Here is a 23186-nt window from a genome sequence, read left to right as displayed (position 1 = left end):
GGCGCGGCATCATCCGCCCGAAAGCCGTCATCATCGGCATGATGGGCGCCGGCAAGACCCGCGTCGGCAAGGAGGTGGCGCACCTCATGCACCTGTCGTTCGCCGACGCCGACATCGAGATCGAACGCGAGGTCGGGATGAAGATCCCCGCCTACTTCGAACGGTACGGCGAACCCGCGTTCCGTGAGGTGGAGGCCGACCTCATCGCCGACTATCTGGAGGACTTCGACGGCATCTTCTCCCTCGGCGGGGGAGCGCCGATGACCCCGTCCACGCAGGACGCGCTGGCCGACTACATCGCCGACGGAGGCCGCGTCGTCTACCTTGACGCCGACCCGCACGAGGCGATGGAACGCGCCAACCGCGGTGGTGGCCGCCCCATGCTCAACGGCGACGCGAACGCGCGCTGGAGGAAACTGTACAAACAGCGCGACCCCGTGTTCCGCGAGGTCGCGAACGTGCATGTACGCACGCGCAGACAGACGCCGCAGATGGCGGCGAGGAAGGTGATGGACATGATCGGCGAACGCACGGTCCACGTGACCGGCAGCGGCATCGAGCCATACGACGTGGTGATCGGCGAAGGGGCGATGAACCATCTCGCCGACGTGCTGGGGGACAAGGTCGCCAAGGTCGCGCTCATCCACACGCAGCCCGTGCAGCGCCACTCCGACCGTGCACGCACCCTGCTGCGCCAGGGCGGCTACGACGTCGTCGACATCGTCGTGCCCGACGCGGAGGCCGGCAAGACCGTCGACGTGGCGAACGGCGTGTGGACGCGCCTCGGCGACGAGGGCTTCACCCGCTCCGACGCGATCGTCGGCGTGGGCGGGGGAGCGGCCACCGACCTGGCCGGTTTCATCGCCGCCACGTGGATGCGCGGCATCCGCTACGTGAACTGCCCGACCTCGCTGCTCGCCATGGTCGACGCCTCCACCGGCGGCAAGACCGGCATCAACACTGAGGCCGGCAAGAACCTCGTCGGCTCGTTCTACACGCCGGCCGGTGTGCTCGCCGACACGAAGACGCTCGCCTCGCTGCCGAACGACATCTTCATCGAAGGTCTCGGCGAAGTCGCGAAATCCGGTTTCATCGAGGACACGGAGATTCTGCGCATCCTCGAGGAGCACGCCGACGAGCTGCGCGCGTTCGACGGGGCGACGTTCCTCGGCTCCGGACTGGAGGACGTGGTCGGCGAGCTCATCGAACGCACGGTCACCGTGAAGGTGCACCACGTGTCCGCCGACCTCAAGGAGAAGGGCAAGCGCGAGTTCCTCAACTACGGGCACACGCTCGGCCACGCCATCGAGAAGCTCGAGCACTTCCGCTGGAGGCATGGCAACGCGGTCGCCGTGGGCTGCGTGTACGCGGCCGAACTCGCCCACCAGCTCAGCTATATCGACCAGGAGCTCGTCGACTACCATCGCGCGTTGCTCAGCTCGCTCGGACTGCCGATCTCCTGGAACGGAGGCTCGTTCGACGACGTGCTCGCGCTCATGCACAAGGACAAGAAGGCCCGCGGCAACAAGCTGCGCTTCGTCGTCCTCGACGGCACGCCCGGCCACATGATCCACCTCGAGGATCCGCCAGCCGACGCCGTGCGCGAGGCGTTCCGCCGCATCCAGCACTGAACCGTCCGAAGGAGGAGAGAGAACCATGTCCACCAAAGTCATCGTCGTCAACGGGCCGAACCTCGGTCGTCTCGGCGTGCGTCAGCCCGACGTGTACGGCCGTCAGGACCTCGCCGAGCTGCGTCGCCTGTGCACCGCATGGGGCGCCGAACTCGGCCTCGAGGTCGAAGTGCGCCAGACCGACGACGAATCCGAGATGGTGCATTGGATGCACCAGGCCGCCGACGAGAAGACGCCGGTCGTCATGAACCCGGCCGCGTTCACCCACTACTCGTACGCGCTGGCCGACGCCGCCCACATGGTCGGCGACGCGGGCCTGCCGCTCATGGAGGTGCACATCTCCAACCCCTCCGCGCGCGACGAGTTCCGCAAGCGCTCCGTGATCTCCCCGGTCGCCACCGGCACCATCACCGGCATGGGCTTCTACGGCTACAAGCTGGCGCTCGACGCCGTCGCCCACATCGTCAACGGCTGATTTCCGGATCGTCCCAGGAACCTTTCCGTATATGAGTCGTACCGACGAATCGAAACATACCGGCGGCGGGCGCGGCAGGGCATGGCTCACGACGCTGCGCGCCGTCATGCCCGTCGTCGTCGCCATAGGCACCCTGCTCATCGGCGGACTGTTCATGACGCACATGCCGCCATGGCGCATCCCCGACATCTGGTCCCACGTCTACCGGGTGGACGGCATCCTCAACGGCGACGTGCTCGCCCGTCCGGTCACGTCGATGAGCTACCTGCATCACCGCGACGGCAACGTGGGCGGCCGCGTCGACTGGCAGTGGATCGAGTTCTCGCTGGAACGCGACGAAGGGCACGACCCCACGATCATCCTCCCCGACACGATCACCGTCTCGGACGCCTCCGGCGCCGACGTGCCGTACAACAACACGGCCACGAACTCGCCGGTGGCCTATCTGCCGCAGCTCGCCGGATTCGCGCTGGGGAGGGCGCTGGGGCTGACCGCGGGCGCGACCTACCTGCTCGCCGAGACGATCATGCTCGTCGTGTACGCCGGTTGCGCCGCGGCGGCCGTCGCCCTGCTGGCCAAGTGGAGGATTCTCGTCGGACTGGTCATGCTGTGCCCAGTGCTGCTCTACCGCTACTCGTTCGCCATATCCGCCGACTCGCTGACCCAGGCGTTGACGTTCCTGCTCTCCTGCATGCTGCTGCGCATGCTGCACCGGCGCGCGGCCGTCGCGGGTCATGCCGCGACGGCCGTCGTGTGCGTGCTGCTCGCGATGTGCAAGTTCATCTACGCGCCGCTCGTGCTGCTCGCATTGCCGGCCGCGTGGGCGGCATCGCACGGCATCGGGTCCGCCCCACGTGACGCCGATTGCGACGAGGCCGCGTCGTCGGTCCCGTCGCAATCGACGTCCCGCTCCGGTCTTCCCATCGCGGCGGCCGGCGTCGTCGTCTCGATGGCATGGCTCGCCGTGTGGATGAGGCTCACCGGATGGTTCGTCACGACGCCGATGATGGTCCCCTACGCCGAGATGGAGCAACGCAAGCATGCGATGCTCACCGACCCACAGGCGCTGCTGGCGACGCTCAAGGCGATCGGACTGTCCGTCGTCACCGGGCGGGCGAACCTCGAGAGGCCCGTGGACACGTGGCTCATCCGCTGTTGCTGGGCGGCGATGCTGGCCATGGTGGTCATGCTCGCCATAGCCACCGCGCGCAGGGCCATGGACGCGCGGGAGACGGTATTCTGGTGGTGCACGTCGGCCGTGATGGTCGGCATCGCGCTGCTCACCTATCTGGCGTTGTGGCTCCAGTACACGCCGGCCGGCTCCGTCATGGTCGAGGGCATGCAGCACCGCTACTTCCTGCCGTTAACGGTTCTCGGCGTGCTGTGCGTCGCCGAAAGCGCGTCGCACCTGAAGCGGCGTACGACGGGCGTACGGCGATGCCTCCGGGCGAACACGCCGGGTCACGCACGCGTGATAGAGTGAAATTCCATGGTTAGAAGAACACATGGCAATTCGCAAGAGCACGTCACCAAGCACATCTTCGTCACCGGCGGCGTGGTCTCCTCCCTCGGCAAAGGCCTGACGGCGTCCTCGCTCGGCCGTCTGCTGCGTTCCCGCGGTCTGCATGTGCTGCAGCAGAAGCTCGACCCGTACATCAACGTGGATCCGGGCACGATGAACCCGTTCCAGCACGGCGAAGTGTACGTGACCGAGGACGGCGCCGAGACGGATCTCGACATCGGCCACTACGAGCGCTTCCTCGATGTGTTCCTTTCGCAGAAGGCGAACGTCACCACCGGCCAGATCTACCAGGAGGTGCTGCGCAAGGAGCGCGCCGGCGAGTACCTTGGCCAGTGCGTGCAGGTCATCCCGCACATCACCAACGAGATCAAGTCCCGCATGCGCGCCCAGGCGGCGGACGACGTGGACGTGATCATCACCGAGATCGGCGGCACCGTCGGCGACATCGAATCCCAGCCGTTCCTCGAGGCGGCCCGCGAGGTGCGCCGCGAGCTTGGCCAGGAGAACTGCATGTTCGTGCACGTCTCCCTCGTGCCGTACATCTCCGCCGCCCACGAGCTCAAGACCAAGCCGACCCAGCATTCCGTGATGATGCTGCGCCAGCTGGGTATCACGCCGGACGCGCTCGTGCTGCGCTCCGACCGTCCGCTCAACCAGTCCATCAAGGACAAGATCTCCCTCATGTGCGACGTGGACGCGGAGGGCGTGGTCAACTGCGTGGACGCGCCCAGCATCTACGACGTGCCGAAGATCCTGTTCAACGAGGGTCTCGACGCTTACGTGGTGCGCGAGCTCGGACTGCCGTTCCACGACGTCGACTGGGACGAGTGGGCGGACCTGCTCGAGCGCGTCCACCACCCGAAGCACGAGGTCAACATCGCGATCGTCGGCAAGTACATCGACCTGCCGGACGCCTATCTGTCCGTCACCGAGGCCATCAAGGCCGGCGGCTTCGCCAACTGGGCGAAGGTGAACGTCAAGTGGGTGGCGGCCGACCGCTGCGAGACCGAGGAGGGCGCGGCCGCCGCGCTCGACCAGGTCGACGGCATCGTCGTGCCCGGCGGCTTCGGCATCCGCGGCATCGACGGCAAGATCGGCGCCCTCAAGTTCGCCCGCGAGCACAAGCTGCCCGCGCTCGGCCTGTGCCTGGGCTTGCAGTCCATGGTCATCGAATACGCCCGCCACGTGCTCGGCATCGAGGACGCGAACTCCACCGAGTTCGAGCCGGACTGCGTCAACCCGGTCATCGCCACGATGGAGGAGCAGAAGGACATCGTCGCCGGCAAGGGCGACATGGGCCACACCATGCGTCTCGGCTCCTACCCGGCCGACCTCGAGGAGGGTTCGCTGGTCGCCGAGCTGTACGGTTCCACGCACGTCACCGAGCGTCACCGCCACCGCTACGAAGTGAACGTGGCCTACAAGGACCGCCTGCGCGAAGGCGGCCTGCGGATTTCCGGCCAGAGCCCGGACGGCGAGCTCACCGAATTTGTCGAGCTGCCGCAGGAGGTGCACCCGTTCTACGTGGCCACCCAGGCGCACCCGGAGTTCAAGAGCCGCCCGACCAAGCCGCACCCGCTGTTCGCCGGCCTCGTCAAGGCCGCGCTTGACCACCAGCGCGAGCGCTGAACGGTCTGTTTTCGGCGCTTGTCTGAGCGGTTGATGCGATGACCGGTGTGGGTGGCCATCTTCTCTTATGGGGATGGCCACCCACACCGGTCATCGTCTTTATGAAGGTCGTCTTTCTGACGGCGACATGGAGGTGAGGGAGATGATTATTCGGTGTGTATCAGAACAGCATATAGTTGTTTAACGCTATGCCGGTAAGGAACAGCACGATGATGTGTGCAGGGTAAAAAATATAGAAAAACCATTTGACGTTCGGACCGCGTCGATGATTGTACAGCAGCATGAACGGCAGGGAAAAAATCATCATCCACTGGTAGTTGACGGTGATTGCCGAACGTCCCAGTATGACGGGGTTGAAACCAAGCGTATTCATAACGAAATTGGTGGTCATGAATACCGTTCCATCGTCGTCCGGGAAGGCAAGGGTGATCTTCGCCATCAGTATGGACAGTATAGGCGTCGCCATCAACACGATATAGATGAGAACCAAGCTCCCGAAGACCAGCGACAGACGGACTCTATTGTTCCGAACCGCCCAGAGGGACACGCCGACGATGATGAAGTACAATCCTCCATCCATTCCGATGATCGTGCCGCTGACCGCCTGGATCATGTACGGTATCCCGTATCGCCCTAATGGTTCGTCCAAAGACTCGAGCATGCGGCCGACGAATGGCAAAGCCGCGGCGAGAATCACCTGTATCAGTACATATAACGCCATATGGCCCAGTCTTTTTCGCGCGTCGGATGCCGACAGGAGACAGATGATGAGACATGTGTGGAACAATGTACGGAAGATGTTGGCGTCGATGGGAATGGCCCCAAACGTATAAGGAAGCACATCCAGCAAGGCATATGACAGGAACTGGATGATGGACATGATGACGCTCGCGATGTACAGACGCATGAGGAACCGGCGTCTGTTGCTGGTATACATGCAGCTCCACCCGATGAGGAAAAGAAAGATTGGAAAGGCGAGACGGCCGATCCAATGCATCCACACCGGCATTCCCGGAAGATACAGTGCGACATGGTCGATGAGCATGAACACGCATGCCAGAATCTTGAGTTGGAAGCTCGTCATGGTTCATCCCGTTCGCATATGGGTTTATCGATTTCGTCGATGAAACCGTGGGCCGGTGCAATCCGCTTAATTTCAATATTAGATCAATATTTGGTGGCATCGTCTAAAAGACGATAGGGCCATCAGCCTATAAAGTTGGTACGAGGAAAGGAGTTGTCATGCGATTGATATCAGGCATCATGATTGCTGTGGTCCTTATGGTCGGTCAGCACGCCCCTTCGCATCAACGGATGGAAACGGTGAATACGTCGATATCCATGCAGACGGTGGTGGGATTCAGTTGTCCGCCATGGTTCGCATGGTTCTGCAATTGGTAGTATGAAAAAGAGGGATACGCGCACGCACAATCCAATTCTCTTCCTCTTTGCGCGTCTCAAGAGAACCTCCGAACGCATGGATGCGTTTTGCGTGGAGGGACAGACCTCTGCCGCGGTGCGGCCACATCCGCGATTCATTCCTGATGATATTGAACTGCTCCACACACAGCACCGAGTTCTCGATCTCCACGTGCATGTAGTAGGCGTCATCGCCTCGGGCGCCGTATACGGCAATGTTCGAATATAGTTGATTCAGGAAGTCCGAGATTTCCTGAATGATATCGGACGGAACGGTACGCATATCTGATGCCGTTTCACTTTCACCCTGCATCGCGCTGTGCCCGTATATGCCGATGCTGCGCAGTTCCGCATCATTGCTCTCCATGATGCCGTGCACCATATCCGCAATGGTGAGCGTTGCATCGTCGTGTGCGGACTTCGCATTTCGGTCGGTTTCAAGGGCGTCTATCACCTTGCGCACGTCGGCCAACGTGGATTGCGCGGTGGATTGGATGAGTGCCAGATTGGCCTGCCTCTCATCCGGAGGGCAATCCATGCACTGATTCGCCAGAATCGTAATGAGCGCGAGCCCGCGCGTCGTGGAATCATGGATGCGGCTCGCCAACTCGATATCCCGTCGCAGCAGATCGCGTTCACGTTTCGCATTCGCCGTCTCAAGGGCCTTCTGCCGCAGGATGTCGGCCGATCGATGCTCCGCTATGGCGTATCCGACGACAATCATGATGATGCAGCTTGCATTGAAGGTTCCTATCCCGGAAAGACTCCAACCGCTGGTGCCATGAAGATGCCACATACCCGTCATAGCTGCGGCCTGGACGAGAATCGTCATGGCCGCCGCCAGGAGATGACGACCATACCCGAGCATGCCGAAGGCCAGCCAGACATTCCAGAACTGCATGGGGAAATCGGCATCCGGAACGCAGCCGAGAACGATGGACAGCGATAAAATCGTCGTTCCACAGAGGAATGGATTCCAGTACATTCCGATCAGCAGACCGATATAGACGGCGAAGATGGTCAGCGGCATGAGCCCGCCATCCCCATCGGCCATTCCCTGGATGCAGGTGCAGCATACGGCGATGGCTATCATCGCCGCCGTACGGGGACGCCTGATCGGCTTTGTGGGTTCATGCCCTATTCCGGCGGAAGATAAGGATGGAACGCGCATCATCGCCCTCTTCTGATTTCGGACCATACCCTGACGGCCTGCAGCTTGTTGCGTACCTGTAGCTTTTCGATGGCGTGGCGGATATGGGTTTTCACCGTTGATTCGGAAACCGACATCTTCAGGGACACCTCCTTGGCCGTCAATCCCTCGATGGTCCAATCCATGGCTTCGGCCTCCCTGGAGGACAACGATTGTGGAACAGACGATTCGCCGTCGGGGTATTCGACGACCGCGGCTGCCGGTGGCGACATCCGATCGGGGGCCGGGCTGAGGTCTCCGGATACGCAATCATGTAGGCAGCGGAGCAATCCGGCGATATCGGACTTGTCCAACAGAATCCTGGCTCCTGCCCTTTGGGCGGAAGTCCTGTAACGGTTCAGGGAATGCGAGGTCATCGCCAACAACATGATCCGTGATGAGAAACGCCGGAGCCGCTCCAACACCGACGCCCCGTCCACATCATCCATGCCCATGTCGACCAGTACCGCATCCGGTCTGCTCCGTTCATCCACACACAGGTCGATGGCCGTTTCGCCGGATCTCGTCGTCCATGCCACGGACACGCCCTCCTCCGCGAGGCGTTGCGTGATGAGCGCATGCAACGCCGCAAGGGTCAATGCGTCGTCGTCGACGAGCCCTATGCGGTAGCCTGTTCCTTTTTGTGCACCCGGCATCGTTACCTCCCCTCCATCTCATTATGGCCTTGTGCCGGGGAACAATCGCCCGTAACCAAGCTCACGTTCATCCATAGCCGACATGCGGTGTCGGTCGTGGAGTTCGCGCATGGGTTCTGCTACATTGACGTAGGAATGTTGTGACAACGGAAGGCAGGATGGTGAGCGAAACACAAGCGCCAAACGCCGCCGCTGACGTGGAGATGAGCCAGTACGTGGCCGATCGCTCCCGCGTCAACGAGGAGAAGATCAGACAGGATGACGAGATCATCCAGCAGTTCGGCGACTACAGCTACGGCTGGCATGATTCCGACGCGGCCGGCGAGGCCGCCAAGCGAGGCATCGACGAACAGGTCGTGCGCGACATCAGCGCCGACAAGGGCGAACCCGAGTGGATGCTCGACATGCGTCTGCGCGGCTTCAAGGCGTTCCTCGACAAGCCGATGCCCAAGTGGGGCGTCGACCTGTCGGGCTTCAACGCGGACGATTTCAAGTACTACGTCAAGCCGATCGAGAAGCAGGCGAAGTCGTGGGAGGAGCTGCCGGACGACATCCGCAACACCTACGACCGCCTTGGCATCCCGGAGGCGGAGAAGAACCGCCTCGTCTCCGGCGTGGCAGCCCAGTACGAGTCCGAGGTCATCTACAACTCCATCCAGGAGGACCTGAAGAAGCAGGGCGTCATCTTCGTCGACACGGACACCGCCGTGCGCGAATACCCCGACCTCGTCAGGAAGTACTTCGGCACCGTCGTGCCGCCGGAGGACAACAAGTTCGGCGCGCTCAACACCGCCGCATGGTCCGGCGGCTCGTTCGTGTACGTGCCGAAGGGCGTGCACGTGGACATCCCGCTGCAGGCGTACTTCCGCATCAACACGCCCGCCATGGGCCAGTTCGAGCGCACGCTCATCATCGCGGACGAAGGCTCCTACGTGCATTACGTGGAGGGCTGCACCGCCCCGATCTGGTCCGAGGACTCGCTGCACGCCGCCATCGTCGAGATCATCGTCGAGAAGCACGCGCGCGTGCGCTACACCACCGTGCAGAACTGGTCGAACAACGTCTACAACCTCGTCACCCAGCGCGCCTACGTGCGCGAGGGCGGCACGATGGAATGGGTGGACGGCAACATCGGCTCCAAGGCCACGATGAAGTACCCCGCCTGCATCCTCGCCGAGCCGTACGCGAAGGCCAGCACCATGTCGCTCGGCTTCGCCGGCAAGGGCCAGTACCAGGACACGGGCGCGAAGATGATCCACCTCGCCCCGCACACCAGCTCCACGATCGTCGCCAAGTCCATCTCGCGCGGCGGCGGCCGTTCCGCCTACCGCGGCCTGGTCAAGATCGTCAAGGGCGCGGAGGGCTCCTCCAACTCGACCGTGTGCGACGCGCTGCTCGTCGACGACTTCAGCCGCTCCGACACGTACCCGCATGTGGACGTGCGCGAGGACGACGTCTCCATGGCCCACGAGGCCACCGTCTCCAAGATCTCCGAGGACCAGCTGTTCTACCTGATGAGCCGCGGCCTGTCCGAGGAGGAGGCGCAGGGCATGATCGTGCGCGGCTTCGTCGAGCCGATTAGCCGTGAGCTGCCGATGGAATACGCGCTCGAACTCAACAGACTCGTCGAACTGCAGATGGAAGGATCGGTGGGCTGATCCCATGGCCGAAACCGAAAACAAGGCGGCGGAACTGAACATCCCGGTCGCCGACCCGAACGACCCGTACAAGATCCCGGCGGCCATGCCGTCGAGCGCCGACCGCGCGCCCCGCTCCTTCGAGGTGTCCGCGTTCCCGGTGCCCGCGCGCGACCAGGAGGACTGGCGCTACACGCCGATTGACCGCATCGGCGAGTTCTTCGACGTGTTCAAGCCTTCCGGCGAGACCGAGATCGAAGTGTCGATGATCGACGGCTCGCCGCTGGCCGAAGGCGTCACGCTCAGCCAGGTCAGGCTCGGCGAAGGCGCGTCCGGCACCGTCTCCAAGCCGAACGACCGCGTCTCCGCCGTCGAATGGAACTCCGGCTCCACGGCGACGATCCTGCGCCTCGACGGCGAGATCGCCCAGCCCGTGCTCGTCAAGGTGCACGGCGCTGGCGAGGACCTCGACGCGTTCCATCTCGTCATCGACGCCGCGGACCGCGCGCACGCCGACGTGGTCGTCGAACACGACGGCGACGCCCGCCTCGCCGAGGGCGTCGAGATCACGACCGGCAAGGACTCGCACGTCTCCGCCACGTTCATCCAGGAGTGGGACCGCACGGCCAAGCACGTCGGCAACCACCGCATCCACGTCGGCGAGGGCGCGTCCCTGCGCCACTCCGTCGTCACGCTCGGCGGCGACGTGGTGCGCATCCGCATGGACCAGGACTTCGGCGGCGAGCAGGGCGAGCTCAACATGCTCGGCATCTACTTCGTCGACCCGGGCGAGCACATCGAACACCGCACGATGGTCGTGCACAACCATCCCGACTGCCGCAGCCGCGTCGTCTACAAGGGCGCGCTCGACGGCAAGGGCGCGCACTCCACGTGGGTGGGCAACGCCCTGATCGAGCCGACCGCCCCCGGCACCGACTCCTACGAGCTCAACCGCAACCTCGTGCTCACGCCGGGCGCCATCGCCGACTCCGAGCCGAACCTCGAGATCGAGAACGGCAACATCATCGGTGCCGGCCACGCCTCCTCGGTGGGCCGCTTCGACGACGAGGAGCTGTTCTACCTCGAATCGCGCGGCATCCCGGAGGCCGAGGCACGTAAGCTCGTCGTGCGCGGCTTCTTCGGCGAACTCGTCGAGGAGATCGGCATCCCCGCCGTCTCCGACCATCTCATGGACGTCATCGACCGCCGCCTGGCGCGCGGCGAGAACGCGGCCATGGCGCAGGTGCTGGAAGACAAGTAACCCAAGACTTTTCGGACTGTTAGGAGAACCAATGTCCACTCTCGAAATCAAGGACCTCTACGTCCACGTCGAAACCAAGGAAGGCACCAAGCAGATCCTCAAGGGAGCCTCCCTGACCGTCAACTCCGGCGAGACCCACGCCATCATGGGCCCCAACGGCTCCGGCAAGTCCACGCTCGCCTACACGCTGGCCGGCCACCCCAAGTACGTGGTCGACTCCGGCGAGGCGCTGCTCGACGGCCAGGACATCCTCAAGATGACCCCGGACGAGCGCGCCAAGGCGGGCCTGTTCCTCGCCATGCAATACCCGGTCGAGGTGCCCGGCGTCTCGATGACCAACTTCCTCAGGACCGCGAAGACCGAGGTCGACGGCGAGGCGCCGTCCATCCGCACGTGGACCAAGGAGCTGTCCCAGGCGATGAAGCGCCTCAAGATGGATCCGAAGTTCGCCACGCGCTCCGTCAACGAGGGCTTCTCCGGCGGCGAGAAGAAGCGTGCCGAGGTGCTGCAGCTCGAACTGCTCAAGCCGAAGTTCGCCATCCTCGACGAGACCGACTCCGGCCTCGACGTGGACGCGCTGCGCATCGTGTCCGAGGGCGTGAACCGCGCCAAGGAGGCCAACCAGTTCGGCATTCTCATGGTCACGCACTACACGCGCATCCTCAAGTACATCAAGCCGGACATCGTGCACGTGTTCGCCGACGGCCACTTCGTGAAGACCGGCGGCCCGGAGCTGGCCGACGAGCTCGAGGAGAACGGCTACGACGCGTACCTGCCGGAAGGGGCGGACTCCGAGTCCGCACTCGCCTGACGTCCGACGGACGGTTCCATCCGGCTTCTTCACGGTTCCGGCGGAGCCATGGGAGTCGGCGGAACGCATACCGTGACACGCTCCGGGCCGCTCTGGCCGAGTCTTTACGGTCTCGGCATGCGTTCCGCCGACTCCCACTCACTTGCATGTGAATGTCACGAAATGGGGGAAATGACAATGGTTGATTTCGCAGCGATCAGGGACGAGTTCCCGATTCTGGACCAGGAGATCCACGGGCATCCGCTCGTGTACCTCGACTCGGCGGCCACCTCGCAGAAGCCGCAATGCGTGATCGACGCGGAGAGCGACTTCTACCGCACGATCAACGCGGGCGTGCACCGCGGAGCCCACGAGCTCGCGGCGCGCTCCACGGTGGCGTTCGAGGAGGCGCGTGCGAAGGTCGCGAAGCTGGTCGGCGCGAGCGCCGAAGAGGGCAACGAGGAGATCGTCGTCACCGGCGGCGCGACGGCGGGCCTGAACCTGTTGGCCACCGCGTTCGGCAACGCGTCGCTCGGCCGTGGGGGAGCGGCTGCCAAGCGCTTCGCGTTGAAGCCGGGCGACGAGATCGTCGTCTCGAAGGCGGAGCACCATTCGGTGCTGCTGCCGTTCCAGGAGCTCGCCTACCGCACCGGCGCCACGTTCAAGTGGATCGACCTGACCGAGGACGGCCGCGTGCGCACCGACGATCTCGACGAGGTCATCACCGAACGCACGAAGGTCGTGGCCGTCACGCACGTGGGCAACACGACCGGCGCGATCACCGACATCGCCCCGATCGTCGCCCGCGCGCACGCCGTGGGCGCCGTGTTCATCCTCGACGCCTGTCAGTCGGTGCCGCATCTCAAGGTCGATTTCCACGCGCTGGACGTCGACTTCGCCGCATGGAGCGCGCACAAGATGTACGGCCCCACCGGCGTCGGCTTCCTGTACGGCAGGCGCGAGCTGCTCGAGGCGTTGCCGCCGGCCAACTTCGGCGGATCGATGGTCGAGCTCGCATGGATGGACCAGCCGGCCCAGTACATGGAGCCGCCGGCCCGCTTCGAGGCCGGCACGCAGCCGGTCGCGCAGGTCGTGGCCGCCGGCGTCGCCGCCGAATGGATGATGAACGTCGGACTCGAGAACATCGAGGCGCATGAGCGCACGATCGCCGCCGAACTGCTCAAGCTCGGCGACATCGACGGCATCCGCATCCTGGGCCCCCGCGAGAACGTGGACCGCATCGGCACCGTCGCCTTCGACGTCAAGGGCGTGCACCCGCACGACGTCGGCCAGTACATCGACGCGCAGGGCATCGCCATCCGCGTCGGCCACCACTGCGCCCAGCCCGTGCACCGCCACTTCGGCCTGTACGCCTCCAACCGCGCCTCGTCCGGCGTGTACAACACCGTCGAGGACGCGCAGGCGCTCGTCGAGGCGGCGAAGGGCATCAGGAAGTTCTTCGGCGCCTGACGGCACCTGACGGAGCCGCGGGCGTCCGGCCCCGTCCACGTCCGTCCGCGTCTGTCCGAGGGGACGATACGATAAGGAAGTTATGAACGATTACGGCATGAGCGGCGACGACCTCGAGCAGATGTACCAGGAGGTCATCCTCGAGGCCGCGAAGAACCCGCATGGCAAGGAGCATTTCGCGGCGGACCTCACCAAGGAGGGAACCGGCGCCCAGTCGTCCGGCGACACGGTGGTGCGCGCCAGCCACGAATACTGCACGCCCGGCGAATCCCACCAATTCAACCCGACCTGCGGCGACGAGGCGACCGTGCACGTGGAGGTCTCCGACAAGGAGCCGCACACCATCGAACGCGTCGTGTGGGACGGCCAGGGTTGCTCCATCTCCCAGGCCAGCCTGTCCGTCATGGTCGATCTGGTCGACGGCAAGACCGTGGATGAGGCCATGGAGCTCGAGCACACGTTCCATAAGCTCATGGAATCGCGTGGCAAGGGCCTCGGCGACGACGAGCTCGAGGAGTCGCTCGGCGACGGCATCGTCTTCCAGGGCGTGTCCAAGTACCCGATGCGCATCAAATGCGCGCTGCTCGCCTGGGAGGGTCTCAAGGACTCCGTCGCCAAGGCGCTGGCCGCCAAGCAGTGACCGACGCCCGAATTCCCGTATGCGCGTCGCCCAGGGCGAAAAGCCGTGGGCGACGCGTACAGTGGATACGACCCGACGATTTTGGAGTGAACTATGAGCGATAATCTCGTGCCCGAACCCCAGCCCAGCGTGTTCGACGCGGTGAACGGCGTGCTGCAGGACGAGGAGGCGTCCCGTCGCGTGATGGCCAACCCGGCCCTCGCCAAGGGATTCCCGAACGGCCGTCCCGCCGAACCGGCAGCCGACGACGACATGTGCGCATGCGGACGCCACAAGAAAAGCGAATGTGGTCACGGCGACGATGCGGAATCGGATGACAGCCATATCCCGCTGAAGTTCGTCGACGACATCGGCCGCGCCACCGCGGAGGACGTGCGCGAGGCGCTGCACCAGGTCATCGACCCGGAGCTCGGCATCGACGTCATCGACTTGGGACTCGTCTACGGCATCGAGATCGACGATCTCGGCCGCGCGATCATCACGATGACGCTCACCACGCCCGCCTGCCCGCTGACCGACCTCATCGAGGATGAATGCGCGAGCACGCTCGCCGGCCTCGTCGAGGAGTTCCGCATCGACTGGACGTGGCAGCCGCGCTGGACGATGGACAAGATCACGCCGGAGGGACGCGAGCAGCTCGCCGCCCTCGGCTTCAACTTCGACAATCTGCCGAAGTACTGATCCGATGCCGATCCAATCGGAAACGGCTGAGGATACGGGAAGGCCCCGAACCGGATGAACGGTTCGGGGCCTTTTTCGCGTCCTCGGGAATCCGTCAGTCGTCGACGACGGTGCCCTTCGGCACGACGGTGATGCCTTCGGGCGTGACGGTGAAGCCACGGGCGAGATCATGCTCGGTGTCGATGCCGACCGTCGAGTTCTCGGTGAGCACGACGTTCTTGTCGAGGATGGCCTTGTACACGCGCGCGCGACGGTTCACGACGACGCCGTCGAACAGCACGGAGTCCACGACCTGCGCCCACGAGTGGATGCGCACGTTCGGCGACAGCACGGAATGGTGCACCTCGCCGCCGGAGACGATCACGCCGGGGGAGACGATCGAATCGGTCGCGTGGCCGAGGCGGTCGCGGCCGGCGTGCACGAACTTGGCCGGCGGCAGGGTGCCGGAGTTCGTGTAGATCGGCCAGGCCTGGTTGTACAGGTTGAACTCGGGCACGTAGGCGATCAGGTCCATGTGCGCGTCGTAGAACTGCTTGATCGTACCCACGTCGCGCCAGTAGGCGTGGTCGGTGGGCGTCGAGCCCGGAATCTCGTTCGAGTTGAAGTCGTACACGCCGGCCTCGCCGCGGGATGCGAAGTACGGGGCGATGTCGCCGCCCATGTCATGCTTCGTGTTCTCGTTCTTCTCGTCCTTGGCGAGCGCGTCGAACAGGGCGTCCGTGTTGGCCACGTAGTTGCCCATGGAGGCGAGGAACGAATTCGGGTCGTCCGGAAGGCCCGCGCAGGTGTCCGGCTTCTCCAGGAAGCTCTTGATCTGGTTCGGGTGGTTCGGATCGACGTCGATTACGCCGAACTGGTTGGACTGCTCGATCGGCTGGCGGATGCCGGCCACGGTGAACTCCGCGCCGGATTCGATGTGCTGCTCGACCATCTGGCCGAAGTCCATGCGGTAGACGTGGTCGGCGCCGACGATCACGACGATGTCCGGCTGGACGTCCTCGATGATGTTGATGGTCTGGTAGATGGCGTCCGCGGAGCCGAGGTACCAGTGCTTGCCGAGACGCTGCTGCGCGGGGACCGGGGAGACGTAGTTGCCGAGCAGCGAGGAGAAGCGCCACATCTGGGAGATGTGACGGTCAAGGGAGTGGGACTTGTACTGGGTGAGCACGACGATGTGGCGGTAGTCGGAGTTCACCAGGTTGGACAGCGGGAAGTCGATGAGGCGGAACACGCCGCCGAACGGAACGGCCGGCTTCGCGCGGTCGCGAGTCAACGGCATCAGTCGGGTGCCCTCGCCGCCCGCCAACACTATCGACAGAATCTTCTGCTTGTTTTTGGCCATTGTCGTGTTGCTCCTCTCAACAACCAACAGCGCCTTTCGGCGCCGCGCTCGGGTTTGGTCCGGGCTTCCTCGCTCCGAACTCACAATGACAATGATTGCACAAAAACCGCGACACGCCCGAATCGTGTCCAGCGCGTCGCGTCAGCGCATGCGCGTGGCGTAGAAGGCGACCGCGCTGGAGGCGGCCACGTTGAGCGAGTCGACATCGTGGCTCATCGGGATCTTCACCGTCAGGTCGGCGCGGGCGATGGTGTGGCGCGACAATCCGTCGCCTTCGGTGCCGAAGATGAGCGCGAGACGGTCGATGCGGTCGGGGTCGCCGTCGTCGGCGTGGAGACGTCGCGTGAGCTCGTCCAGGCTGATCGAATCGTCCTCCAGCGCCATCGCGACGGTGGTGAAGCCGAGCGACTTCAGCTCGTCGATGCCCTGGAACGGCCAGTAGCGCTTGTCCTCGCCGCCGATGCGCGTCCACGGGATCTGGAAGACGGTGCCCATCGACACGCGCGCCGCACGACGGTACAGGGGATCGCCGCAGGAGGGGGTGACGAGCACGGCGTCCACGTCGAGCGCGGCCGCGGAGCGCATCAGCGCGCCGACGTTCGTATGGTCGACGATGTTCTCCATCACGGCCACGCGGCGCGCGCCGCGGCAGACATCGGCGACGGACGGCAGCGGCCAGCGGCGCATCGCCGCGAGCGCGCCCCGGTGCAGGCGGTAGCCGGTGAGCCGCCGCAGCTGTTCGGGGGAGGCGACGTAGACGGGGACGTCCGCGCCCCAGCGCGCGTCGATGGCGTCGAACGTGGCGGCCATGCCCTCGATCCACGGCTCCTCGACGAGCAGGGAGATGGGTTCACGGCCCGCCGCCAGCGCCCGGTCGATCACCTTCGGGGATTCGGCGATGAACAGGCCCTTGGCCGGCTCGAGACGATTGCGCAGCTGGATCTCCGTGAGATTGACGTAGGCGGACACACGTTCGTCGTCGATGGATTCCAGATGGACGAAGCGCATGGCGGTGCCTCCTGTGGTGAGTGTGATGGGCCGTATCGCGGGGACACGGGGCCGATATACATGCAGATACGAGAAAACCCCTTGTTTCCAAGGGGTTTTCGACGGTGCCCGAGACGGGACTTGAACCCGTACGCCCGTTAAAAAATAGGCACTAGCACCTCAAGCTAGCGCGTCTACCATTCCGCCACCCGGGCAGGTGCGTTGTCGCTGTGAAGCAACGAGTGATTACAATACACGGTTTCCTAGCTTGCGCAATCGTCGGCGTGTCGCAATGATGCTGATAGCCTTGTGGGCATGACGAAAGCCCTGTTCCTCTTGGATTCCGACCATGACGACGTCCCCGTGAACTCGGACGAGCTCAACGCCGGGTGGAAGCTCACGCTGCCCGCGCAGGTCAGACGGCACGCGGTGCAGTCGATGCGCCTCAAGGCCGGCGACGAGCTCCAGCTGTCCGACGGCCGGGGGCTGCGCGTCACCGCGGTGCTCGACGATCCGGACGACGGCGTCGCCGAGGTGCGCGAATTCGTGCGCGAACCCGCGCCCGTGACCCGCCTCGCGCTCGTGCAGGCCCTCGCGAAGAACGGGCACGACGAGCAGGCCATCGACATGGCCACGCAGATCGGCGTCGACGAGGTGATCCCCTGGCAGGCGGACCGTTCCATCGCCAAATGGAAGGCCGGCCGCACCGACCGCAAGTGGAGGACCACGCTGGACGCGGCCACCGAGCAGTCCCGTCGCGCGTGGCGGCCCGGATTGGGGGAGTGCGTCTCCTCGAAGCAGATCGTCGCCATGTGCCTGCGCGCCAACGTGCACGGCGACCTGGTCATCGTGCTCCACCAGGACGCCACCGACACATGGGCGTCGGTGGAGGGGCTCGTGTCCGGACTCATGGACCGCTGCCTGAAGGACGCCAAGGCCCGCACCGTCTACGTGGTGGTCGGCCCCGAAGGCGGCATCAGCGAGGATGAGGTCGCCGCGTTCACCGAGGCCGGCGCGCACAGCGTCGTGCTCGGCTCGAACATCCTCAGGGCGTCCGCCGCCGGCCCCGTGGCGCTGTCCCTGCTCAGCCGCGCCCTGGGACGGTTCGCGTAGGGCGGACGTCCGCAGGGGCGTATGGAAGGCGGGTGACGGGACGCGCTAAGCTGGGTGCGGAAACCATGGCCGTGCGTCCCGACACCGCGCGGCCCGCATGAAGGAGCAACCATGAGCGCATCGGACGACTGCCTGTTCTGCAAGATCATCGCCGGGGACATCCCCAGCGCCAAGGTCTACGAGGACGACACCACATACGCCTTCAAGGACATCAACCCCAAGGCCAAGGTCCACGTGCTGGTCGTGCCGAAGAAGCATTACGCGAACGTCGCCGAACTCGCCGCCGCCGATCCCGCCGAGCTCGCGCACATCGTCGAAGTCGCCCAGAACATCGCCGACGACGCCTTCCATGGCGCGTTCCGCCTTGTGTTCAACACCGGGCTCGACGCCGGCCAGACCGTCTTCCACGTGCACGCGCACGTGATGACGGGCGAGAAGCTCGACGAGTAGCGGAACCGGCCCGCGCCGGCGGACCGCCGGACGCGCGGGCCATCCACCCTTCAGGAACGGTCCATATTCCAGAAAGGAATCCGTGGCGACCACAACACGCACCATCACCATCCCCACCCAGCTCGACCCGGTGGCCGTGCTCGGCCCCGTGGACCAGGTGATCCGCGAGATAGAGAAGGCGTTCCCCGAACTGACGATCATCGTGCGCGGCAACCGCGTGGCCATCGTCTCGCGATCCAAGCAGACCGAGACCGATGCGTCGAAGGCCGAGGAACTCATCAACACGATCATCGAAGCCGCCCACACGGCGCCCATGGACGCCGACACCGTGCGGCGCATGATCGACCAGGACGTGCTCGACAACCGCACGCGCGCCACGCACCCCGGCCACGGCCGCGAGATCGAGACGCTGCAGCGCGTCGAAGCCGCGTCGACGAAGAACCGCCGCGACGGGGGCGGACGGCGCAGGCCCGCGGTGCCCGGCGTCATCACCTACGCGAACGGCAACCCGGTACGCGCCAAGACCCCCGGACAGGCCGCCTACGTGGCCGCCATCGAATCGCACACCATCACGTTCGGCATCGGCCCGGCCGGCACCGGCAAGACCTACCTCGCCGTCGCCAAGGCGGTGCGGGCCTTCCAGGACCGTCAGGTGCGCCGCATCATCCTCACGCGCCCGGCCGTCGAGGCGGGGGAGAGCCTCGGCTTCCTGCCCGGCACCCTCAACGACAAGGTCGACCCGTACCTGCGCCCCCTGTACGACGCGCTCGGCGACATGCTCGGCGCCGACCAGCTCAGACGGCTCATGGACGACAACACCATCGAGGTGGCGCCGCTCGCCTACATGCGCGGACGCACCCTCAACGACGCCTACGTCATCCTCGACGAGGCGCAGAACACCACCGAACAGCAGATGAAGATGTTCCTCACCCGCCTCGGCTTCAACACGAAGATGGTCATCACCGGCGACATCACGCAGGTCGACCTCACCGTGCCGCGTTCGGGTCTCGCCACCATCGAACGCATCCTCGGCGGCATCAAGGACATCGCGTTCGTGCACCTGAAAGCCGAGGACGTGGTACGCCACCGCCTCGTCGGCCAGATCGTCGAAGCCTACAACCGCCACGAGGGACTGGACGGCGACCACCGGCGCATCTCGCGGGCGAAAGGCTCGAAAGACACGAAGGCCATGACCGCCGAAGCCGCGGACGGCGCGACGGACGAACGAAAGGACACCGACACCGATGAGCGTTGACGTCTCCAACGAGACCGTATGGACCATCGACCCGAAACTCTTCTCCGACCTCGGCGTATGGGTCCTCGACCAGATGCGCGTGAGCACCCAGTCCGACCTGACGATCCTGTTCGTCGACCCGGAGCCCATCGCCGAGATGCACGAGCACTGGATGAACCTCGAAGGACCCACCGACGTGATGAGCTTCCCGATGGACGAGCTGCGCCCCGGCGACGGCAAGACCGTGATGGAAGGCGTGCTCGGCGACATCGTCATCTGCCCATGGGTCGCCGCCCAGCAGGCCGCCGCCGCCGGACACGGCGTGCTCCAGGAGATGATGCTCCTGACCATCCACGGCATCCTCCACCTGCTCGGCTACGACCACGTGAACCCGCAGCAGGAACGCCAGATGTTCGGCCTGCAACGCCAGCTGCTGCTCACGTTCATCGCCGTGCGCCACGACCTCGGCGCTCCCGTCGCGCTGCCCGCCGGCAGCGAGGACGCGCTCGCCGCCTACGACGCGCAGCACGGTTCCGGCCGCCAGATCACCCACTGACCGCCGACCGCCGACACAAAAGGAAACACGACACCGATGGAGTATTCCCAACAGACCCTGATCGCGGTCACCGCCGCGCTCGTCATCGTCGCCGCGCTGATGGTGTGGCTGTCCCTGTCCCTCGCCGCCGCCGAAGGCGCGGTCGGCAGGGTCACGCGCGCCAGCCTCAACAACCTCGTGCTGGAGGCGCAGACCGACGGCGAGCTCACCCAGTTCAGCCGCATGAAGCGCGTCGACCGCATCCACCGCGTGCAGCGGCTCATCGCCGACCGGTACGTGACCGCCGGCGCGTGCGCGTTCTTCCGCATCGCCAGCAACGTGCTCGTCGGCGTGCTCGTCGCCATCGTCGCCGGGCTGTGGGACGCCCGCGTGTGGCTCGCGCTCGTCATCGGGGCCGTCGTCGCCATCGTCGTCGCCGTGGTCAGCGTGTTCGTCCGTCCGCGCGAGACCGGCGCGATCAAACCCGCCGACATCATGATCGAACACTCCCGTCTCGTCGCCGCGGCCGTCCGCCTCACGCCGTTCCTGCGCCTCGGCGCGGCGCGCGAGGGGCGTCGCCGCGCGCAGGAGCTGTCCGACGACGAGGAGCTGGAGAAGATCCAGCAGGAGCAGGGGCGCGCCACCATCGACCGTCTCGTCGAATCGAACGACTTCGACCCCGAGGTCTCCGAGATGCTGCGCAACGTGCTCACCCTGTCCGACACGCTGACCCGTGAGATCATGGTGCCGCGCACCGACATGATCTGCATCGAGAGGGACGCGACGCTCGAGGCGATGCTCAAGCTGTGCTCGCGTTCCGGCTTCTCCCGCGTGCCCGTCATCGGCGACGACGTGGACGACCTCATCGGCGTCGCCTACCTCAAGGACGCCGTGCGCGCCACCGCGTTCAACCAGGCGGCGCTCGGCCGTGCGGTCGAATCCATCGTGCGCGACCCGATGCTCGTGCCCGAATCCAAGCCGGTCGACGACCTGTTCCACCAGATGCAGCGCTCCCGGCAGCACGTCGCCGTCGTCGTCGACGAATACGGCGGCATCGCCGGACTCGTCACCATCGAGGACGCCATCGAGCAGATCGTCGGCGAACTCGAGGACGAGCACGACCGCACGCAGCGCGAGGAGCCGGAGCGGATCGGCGACCGCAAATGGCGGATGCCGGCGCGCACTCCCATCGCCGATCTGGAGGAGATCTTCGAGATCGACATCGACGAGGACGACGTCGACACCGTCTACGGACTGCTCACCAAACTGCTCGGCCGCGTGCCGATCGTCGGCGCCTCCGCCGTGACCCGCGGCCTGAAGCTCACCGCCGTCGATTCCGCCGGCCGACGCAAGAAGGTGTCCACCATCGTGGTGGAGCCCGCCCACGTCGAGGGGCGCGAGGAAGATGGCAACGCCGGAGACGGCGAGCGGCAGGCCAAGGCGTCCGAGGACGACGCCGACGGCGGGGCCGCGGACACGAAGACCCAAGCCAAGGAGTGACATGACCGAAACCGCCGTATCGACGAACGAGAACACGACCGCTGACGACGGCGCGGACCGCCGCGAGGCGCAGCCGTACCGTTCCGGATTCGTGGCGGTCGTGGGCAGGCCGAACGTCGGCAAATCCACGCTCATCAACGCGCTCATCGGCAAGCGCATCGCCATCACGTCGTCCCGTCCGGAGACCACGCGCAAGGCGATCCGCGGCATCCTCACCACCGAGAACGCGCAGCTCGTGCTCGTCGACACGCCCGGCATCCACCGTCCGCGCACGCTGCTCGGCCAGCGGCTCAACGACATCGTCGACGAAAGCCTGTCCGACGTGGACGAGGTAGCGTTCCTGCTGCCCGCCGACCAGGAGATCGGCCCCGGCGACAAACGCATCCTGTCCCGTCTGCGTTCCGACTTCGCCGTGAAGCGCGACGACGGCACGTTCGCATGGAAGGTGCCGCTGATCGCCGTCGTCACCAAGATCGACGAACTCTCGCGCGAACAGCTCGTCGCCAAGCTCATCGAGATCGACGGGTTCGCCGATTTCGCGGACATCGTGCCGGTGAGCGCCCTCGGACACGACAACGTCGACGAGGTGCGCAAGGTGCTCATCGAGCACACGCCGGAAGGCCCGCAGATGTACCCGGAGGAGCAGATCAGCGAGGAACGCCCCGAGGACACCATCGCCGAGCTCATCCGCGGCGCGTTCCTCGAACAGCTGGACGACGAGCTGCCGCATTCGCTGGCGGTCGTCGTCGACTCCATCGACTATCCGGAGGACAACGAGACCGGCGAGGCCTACGACGGCAAGACGGACGTGCGCGTGTCCATCTACGTGGAGCGCGACTCGCAGAAGCCGATCATCATCGGCAAGGGCGCGAGGAACCTGACCGCCGTGAAGAAGAAGCTACGCACCCCCGTCAACCGCATCGTCGGCCAGAAGGCGCGCCTCGACCTGCACGTCAAGGTCGCCAAGAGCTGGCAGTCCGATCCCAAGCAATTGGAGCGTCTCGGCTTCTAGCCGTTCTATCGCG

21 protein-coding genes and 1 tRNA gene are annotated in these 23186 nt (G+C 65.1%); 16 read left to right on the top strand and 6 right to left on the bottom strand.

Going from position 1 to position 23186, the window contains the following annotated elements:
• Window positions 1–8: 8 nt before the first annotated feature.
• From AC1AYP_RS03135 to AC1AYP_RS03120, 4 genes are read left to right on the top strand one after another with little or no spacing between them, the layout of a single operon-like run.
• Window positions 9–1631 carry a bifunctional shikimate kinase/3-dehydroquinate synthase gene (locus AC1AYP_RS03135; protein WP_476546738.1) on the top strand — a complete coding sequence of 541 codons (1623 nt, stop codon included), beginning with the start codon at window positions 9–11 and terminating at the stop codon, window positions 1629–1631.
• A 25-nt stretch (window positions 1632–1656) separates the two neighbouring features.
• The gene (gene aroQ, locus AC1AYP_RS03130) at window positions 1657–2106 is read left to right on the top strand and encodes a type II 3-dehydroquinate dehydratase (protein WP_034528071.1); all 450 of its coding nucleotides are present in this window, start codon (window positions 1657–1659) and stop codon (window positions 2104–2106) included.
• Between the two features lie 31 nt (window positions 2107–2137).
• Complete coding sequence (locus AC1AYP_RS03125) at window positions 2138–3589, top strand: DUF2142 domain-containing protein (RefSeq protein WP_476546702.1); 1452 nt, start codon at window positions 2138–2140, stop codon at window positions 3587–3589.
• 6 nt (window positions 3590–3595) lie between these two features.
• Window positions 3596–5257, top strand: a complete 1662-nt coding sequence (locus AC1AYP_RS03120) for a CTP synthase (RefSeq protein WP_034528073.1) — start codon at window positions 3596–3598, stop codon at window positions 5255–5257.
• 160 nt (window positions 5258–5417) lie between these two features.
• Here AC1AYP_RS03120 and AC1AYP_RS03115 read toward each other — a convergent pair whose 3' ends face one another.
• From AC1AYP_RS03115 to AC1AYP_RS03105, 3 genes are all read right to left on the bottom strand, one after another.
• A complete protein-coding gene (locus tag AC1AYP_RS03115) occupies window positions 5418–6341 on the bottom strand; it encodes a TraX family protein (protein WP_476532256.1) in 924 nt (307 codons plus the stop codon).
• 276 nt (window positions 6342–6617) lie between these two features.
• Window positions 6618–7706: a hypothetical protein gene (locus AC1AYP_RS03110; RefSeq protein ID WP_476546701.1), complete on the bottom strand. Its 1089-nt coding sequence runs from the start codon at window positions 7704–7706 to the stop codon at window positions 6618–6620.
• Between the two features lie 140 nt (window positions 7707–7846).
• Window positions 7847–8521, bottom strand: a complete 675-nt coding sequence (locus AC1AYP_RS03105) for a LuxR C-terminal-related transcriptional regulator (protein WP_476546700.1) — start codon at window positions 8519–8521, stop codon at window positions 7847–7849.
• Between the two features lie 158 nt (window positions 8522–8679).
• Between AC1AYP_RS03105 and sufB the strand changes: the two genes are divergently transcribed.
• From sufB to AC1AYP_RS03075, 6 genes are all read left to right on the top strand, one after another.
• On the top strand, window positions 8680–10179 hold the full coding sequence (gene sufB, locus AC1AYP_RS03100; RefSeq protein WP_034528076.1) for a Fe-S cluster assembly protein SufB: 1500 nt from the start codon (window positions 8680–8682) through the stop codon (window positions 10177–10179).
• A gap of 4 nt (window positions 10180–10183) precedes the next feature.
• On the top strand, window positions 10184–11419 hold the full coding sequence (gene sufD, locus AC1AYP_RS03095) for a Fe-S cluster assembly protein SufD (RefSeq protein ID WP_476546699.1): 1236 nt from the start codon (window positions 10184–10186) through the stop codon (window positions 11417–11419).
• A 31-nt stretch (window positions 11420–11450) separates the two neighbouring features.
• Window positions 11451–12230, top strand: a complete 780-nt coding sequence (sufC, locus tag AC1AYP_RS03090) for a Fe-S cluster assembly ATPase SufC (RefSeq protein WP_476501606.1) — start codon at window positions 11451–11453, stop codon at window positions 12228–12230.
• 177 nt (window positions 12231–12407) lie between these two features.
• A complete protein-coding gene (locus AC1AYP_RS03085) occupies window positions 12408–13679 on the top strand; it encodes a cysteine desulfurase (RefSeq protein ID WP_476546698.1) in 1272 nt (423 codons plus the stop codon).
• A gap of 82 nt (window positions 13680–13761) precedes the next feature.
• A complete protein-coding gene (sufU, locus tag AC1AYP_RS03080; protein WP_476501608.1) occupies window positions 13762–14319 on the top strand; it encodes a Fe-S cluster assembly sulfur transfer protein SufU in 558 nt (185 codons plus the stop codon).
• A gap of 93 nt (window positions 14320–14412) precedes the next feature.
• Complete coding sequence (locus AC1AYP_RS03075) at window positions 14413–15000, top strand: metal-sulfur cluster assembly factor (protein ID WP_476546697.1); 588 nt, start codon at window positions 14413–14415, stop codon at window positions 14998–15000.
• Between the two features lie 94 nt (window positions 15001–15094).
• Here the strand turns inward: AC1AYP_RS03075 and glgC are convergent, their stop codons facing one another.
• From glgC to AC1AYP_RS03060, 3 genes are all read right to left on the bottom strand, one after another.
• Window positions 15095–16342 (bottom strand): glucose-1-phosphate adenylyltransferase, encoded by a 1248-nt coding sequence (gene glgC / locus AC1AYP_RS03070; RefSeq protein ID WP_476501610.1) that lies wholly within the window; start codon window positions 16340–16342, stop codon window positions 15095–15097.
• A 141-nt stretch (window positions 16343–16483) separates the two neighbouring features.
• The gene (locus AC1AYP_RS03065; protein ID WP_476501611.1) at window positions 16484–17350 is read right to left on the bottom strand and encodes a TrmH family RNA methyltransferase; all 867 of its coding nucleotides are present in this window, start codon (window positions 17348–17350) and stop codon (window positions 16484–16486) included.
• Between the two features lie 105 nt (window positions 17351–17455).
• Window positions 17456–17544 (bottom strand) — tRNA-Leu (locus tag AC1AYP_RS03060).
• Window positions 17545–17644: 100 nt separating this feature from the next.
• On the opposite strand from AC1AYP_RS03060, the gene AC1AYP_RS03055 reads away from it, so the two are divergent.
• The 6 genes from AC1AYP_RS03055 to era all read left to right on the top strand — a co-directional run bounded on the left by AC1AYP_RS03055 (window position 17645) and on the right by era (window position 23173).
• The gene (locus AC1AYP_RS03055) at window positions 17645–18442 is read left to right on the top strand and encodes a 16S rRNA (uracil(1498)-N(3))-methyltransferase (RefSeq protein WP_476502013.1); all 798 of its coding nucleotides are present in this window, start codon (window positions 17645–17647) and stop codon (window positions 18440–18442) included.
• Between the two features lie 111 nt (window positions 18443–18553).
• Window positions 18554–18892 carry a histidine triad nucleotide-binding protein gene (locus AC1AYP_RS03050; RefSeq protein WP_476501612.1) on the top strand — a complete coding sequence of 113 codons (339 nt, stop codon included), beginning with the start codon at window positions 18554–18556 and terminating at the stop codon, window positions 18890–18892.
• Between the two features lie 82 nt (window positions 18893–18974).
• Window positions 18975–20147 carry a PhoH family protein gene (locus AC1AYP_RS03045; protein ID WP_476501613.1) on the top strand — a complete coding sequence of 391 codons (1173 nt, stop codon included), beginning with the start codon at window positions 18975–18977 and terminating at the stop codon, window positions 20145–20147.
• Window positions 20137–20682: an rRNA maturation RNase YbeY gene (ybeY, locus tag AC1AYP_RS03040; protein WP_476501614.1), complete on the top strand. Its 546-nt coding sequence runs from the start codon at window positions 20137–20139 to the stop codon at window positions 20680–20682. Before AC1AYP_RS03045 ends, ybeY begins: the two co-directional genes overlap by 11 nt.
• A 36-nt stretch (window positions 20683–20718) precedes the next feature.
• Window positions 20719–22161: a hemolysin family protein gene (locus AC1AYP_RS03035; protein ID WP_476545052.1), complete on the top strand. Its 1443-nt coding sequence runs from the start codon at window positions 20719–20721 to the stop codon at window positions 22159–22161.
• A 1-nt stretch (window position 22162) separates the two neighbouring features.
• Window positions 22163–23173: a GTPase Era gene (gene era / locus AC1AYP_RS03030; RefSeq protein ID WP_476546696.1), complete on the top strand. Its 1011-nt coding sequence runs from the start codon at window positions 22163–22165 to the stop codon at window positions 23171–23173.
• Window positions 23174–23186: the final 13 nt, after the last annotated feature.

It is taken from the genome of Bifidobacterium sp. LH_424, from assembly GCF_056356895.1.
This window is presented reverse-complemented; position numbering and strand designations above follow the sequence as displayed.